The organism is Micrococcales bacterium (assembly GCA_009784895.1).
Taxonomy (GTDB): domain Bacteria; phylum Actinomycetota; class Actinomycetes; order Actinomycetales; family WQXJ01; genus WQXJ01.
In genome coordinates this window covers 1-3,932 of record WQXJ01000090.1, presented here as the reverse complement: position 1 = coordinate 3,932, position 3,932 = coordinate 1, and the positions used below count along the sequence as shown (strand labels likewise).

2 protein-coding genes are annotated in these 3,932 nt (G+C 64.8%); both read left to right on the top strand.

Annotated elements, in window-relative coordinates; genetic code table 11:
- A partial coding sequence (locus tag FWD29_09920) for a fibronectin type III domain-containing protein (protein MCL2804245.1) occupies positions 1–2,964 on the top strand: 2,964 nt, incomplete at its 5' end.
- The coding region (locus FWD29_09915) for a MoxR family ATPase (protein ID MCL2804244.1) at positions 2,955–3,932 on the top strand (978 nt) is incomplete at its 3' end. The genes FWD29_09920 and FWD29_09915, both read left to right, overlap by 10 nt.

Here is a 3,932-nt window from a genome sequence, read left to right as displayed (position 1 = left end):
GACGGCGACGGGGTACTGCTCCAGGGCCTTGACTCGGTCCCGCTGAAGGGCCGGATCATCGAAGTGGGGGCCGATTTTTTCTGGTACGAGGCCTTCCCGGGCGAGGTTGGCACCGACGCCTTTACCTACGCCGTCGAAGACTGGGTTGGCTTGCGCGCAGTCGCCCAGATCAAGGTGGCTGTGGCCGAGCGGCCAACCGGACTGGGCGGCGTGGTGGCGCGCGACGACGACCTCCTGGTCCGCCCAGGCGAACAGCTCCAGGCCCGGGTCTTGGCCAACGATTTGGATATGGCCGGCGGCAGTCTGTCGTTATGCGGCCAGCCAGTCGGCTCTGCGCCCGGCCTCAAACCAAGCTACGCCGGTAGCCGCCTTGTAGTAGACGCGCCGGCCAAGGCCGGAACCGTTCAGTTCGAATACACCGCCTGCAATTCCCGTGGCGACCAGGACAGGGCCACCCTGCGGGTCAGGGTTGACCCAAAGGCTCCCATCCAGGCGCCAAGGGCAGGCGATGTGGTGGTCTCGCCGGCCGATTCGATCAACCGGTCTTCGGTCGATATTGACGTCATGGCCCTGGCAGACAACCCCTCTGGACCCCTCAGTGACCTGGAAGTGTCCCTGCCACCAGCCGGCCAGGACCTGGCAGTGGTGACGAGCCAGTCAAAGCTGAGAGTCAAACTGCAAAACGAGCCGACAATCGTTTTCTACCAGCTGACCAATCGACGGCCAGAAGCGGGCGGCAGCCACGCCTTCGGCTATGTCTCGGTGCCGGCCCTGGGCACATTCCCGCCCGTCCTGCGCCCCGGCGAGGACGTCATCACGGCAATAGCCGGCCAGCCGACCGAACTGGCGTTGGCCAGGTACGTCATGGTAGGCCCTGGCAAGCAGGCCTACTTGGCCCAACCGGACGCCATCGGCGCTGCCAAATCAGATGGCTCGAGGCCGTACCTGGACAACCAGACTCTGCTCTATTCGGCCGCCAGTAACTACGCTGGCCCGGCTTCGATCACCTTCAAAGTCGCCGACTCGGCCGACTTGACCAGCGCCGAGACCCGGCTGGCCGTTTTGACCTTGCCCATAACCGTCAAACCGGCCGGTCAGGTGCGGCCGGCCTTCACCCCGCCCAGCCTCGAAGTGGAACGGGCCGGCGTCCCAAAGGCGGTCGACTTGACCAACTTCGTCACCGTGCTGGGTGCACCGGTGCCGCCAGGCACGCTGACCACGAAGCTGAGCGGTTGGACCGGCGGGGGCATCGATGTGTCGCTCAACGGCACGGTTTTGACGGTGTCAGCCGCCAATGACGTCCCGACGGGCTGGCGCGGCGCAATTGGGTTGATGATCGGCTACGAGACCTCACCGCCAATCAGGGTTTCGGTTGAGGTGCAGGTCACGGCCCCAACCAGGCGGTTGACTGCGCTGGTGCGGTTGCCCCGCCAGGTGCTCAGCCAAGGTCAAGCCCAGATGGTCGAGGTGCTGGCCGGGGCCTGGAACCCGGCCCCAGAAATTGGCGGACTGACGCTGCGCCAGGTCAGTGTCAACCCACCCGGGGCTGGATCGGCAGCCATAGTCGGTTCATCGGTGCAGGTCACACCGGCTGACGGTTTTCTGGGCGAAATGTCGATCAACTTCACTGTCAACGACGCCCTGGCCGAACCAAACCGTGAGGTGACCGGCTCGTTTGCGGCCACCGTGCGCGGCCGGCCTAACGCGCCCGGACCGCCGCGAGCGGGCCTGCCGGCAGACGGCCAACTGCCTCTGGTTTTTGACCCGCCCAAAGACAACGGGGCCGCCATCATCGACTACCGGGTGTCCTGGGGCAGCGGCAGCCAGCTATGTTTCCAGTCCAGTTGCACCATTACCTCTTTGACCAACGGGCAGACCTACTCCTTTGCTGTCCAGGCCCGCAACGAGGTGGGGCTCTCGGCCCGGTCCGCCTATTCGCCTGCTGTGCTGGTTGATCTAGTGCCACTGGCGCCCCGCAACCTGGCTGTCCAACGTGGTAACCAAAAGTTGACCGTGTCCTGGGCGGCGCCACCCAAGCACGGCTCAGCCGTGACGAAGTACCTGGTCACCCTGACGGGCGGGGCGGTGGTCTCGGTTGAGACGGCGGCCACCACCTACGTCTTCACCGACCTGGAAGCCGGGCGCGAATACAACCTGGCGGTTCGAGCCCAAAACAACCATCCGGAGCCCAGTCCACCGGCCCAGGGCACAGCCGTACCCTTTGGTGACCCGGACCGGCCAACTATCACTGTCACCAGACTTGACGCCTCGACCCTCTCCGCCGCGGTGCCCCCTGTCCAAGGCCACGGCTCGCCGCCGGAATACAGGGTTAGGTACCGGGCCGGCGGTGGCCGGACCCAGGCCATCTGCGGGAGCGGCGGTGCCATCACGGCGTGCAATATCCCGACCCAGCCAGGTGTCACCTACGAAGTCTGGGCCGAGGTCAAAAACGAGACCGACAACTGGATCGCCTCGGCCAGCCAGATGGTCACCCAATACTCCAGACCCGTCATAAGTCAGGTCAAGTTGTCTCCCGGTGCGGGCCTGAGTGACCAGGACGGTGGCCACATCGATGTGGTCTTTTCTGGTAGCGCCCAGCCAAACTCGCTTATCTTCACCATCAGTTTGTCGAACGGCTCTAGCCAGACGGTAACCGGTGCCGGTTCGGTCGGCTTCAGTGACTTAAAGGCCGGCACCTACACAGCCACGGTCACTGCCTGCCACCAGACCCTGGCCGGGATGAGCTCGGGGGCGGCCGAGGCCTGTTCCGTCCCGGTTACCTCCGCCAGCCTGACAGTGGTGACCAGGTCCGCCGAGCCAGCCTCTAGCCCCGGGGTCCGGCTGGGCGGCCCGGGTGGGCCGGCCACAACCGCAGCCATGCTGGCCGCACCTGACCGGGGTGGCGGTGATTCGACGCCAAGCCTCGGTCTTGACCCAGCGATCAGGAGGACCCAATGGATCTAAGCCCGGCAAGTCCCAGCGGTGCTGGGTTCGCCAGCCAGTTCGCCCAACTAAGTCAGGCAATCAGCCAGGCCATTGTGGGCAAAAACAACGCCGTTGGGCTGGTGCTGACGGCCTTGCTGGCTGGGGGTCATGTGCTGCTCGAGGACGTGCCCGGCACCGGCAAAACCTCCCTAGCCAAAGCCCTGGCCGCAACTATCGCTGGCAGCCACGGCCGCGTCCAGTTCACCCCCGACCTATTGCCTTCGGATGTGATTGGCGCCAATGTCTACGACCAAAAGACCGGCGATTTTGAGTTCAGGCCCGGGCCGGTGTTCTGCCACGTGCTGCTGGGCGACGAGATCAACCGGGCCAGCCCCAAGACCCAGTCTGCCCTGCTCGAGGTGATGGAAGAACACCAGGTCACCCTGGACGGGCGGACCTACCCGGTGCCTCAACCGTTTGTTGTCATTGCCACCCAAAACCCGGTCGAGCAACTCGGCACCTACCCACTGCCCGAGGCCCAGTTGGACCGTTTCATGATCCGCACCACCATTGGTCACCCCGACCGTCCAGCTGCCCTGAAGATCGTGGCTCAGTCGGAACTGGTTGACCGGACCGAAAGCATTAGACCCGTCAGTGACGCTGCGCGGATCAAGCAGCTGCAAGATCAGGCCCAAGGGGCGCATGCGACTGATTCCGTTTTGGACTACATTTTGGCGATTTGCGAGGCCACGCGGATCGATCCGCGTTGCACCATTGGAGCCTCGACCCGGGGGGCCTTGGCCTTGACACGTTGCGCCAAGGTCCACGCCATGGCGCAGGGGCGGGGCTATGTCACGCCCGATGACGTCAAAGGCTTGGCTCAGGCGGTGCTGGCCCACCGGCTGGTCTTAACTCCAGATGCTGTCATAGACGGTGTCCGGGCCGATCTGGTGGTCAGCGAAGTTGTCAAATCGATCACGCCGCCCACCGGGGCTAAGCCCACCGCG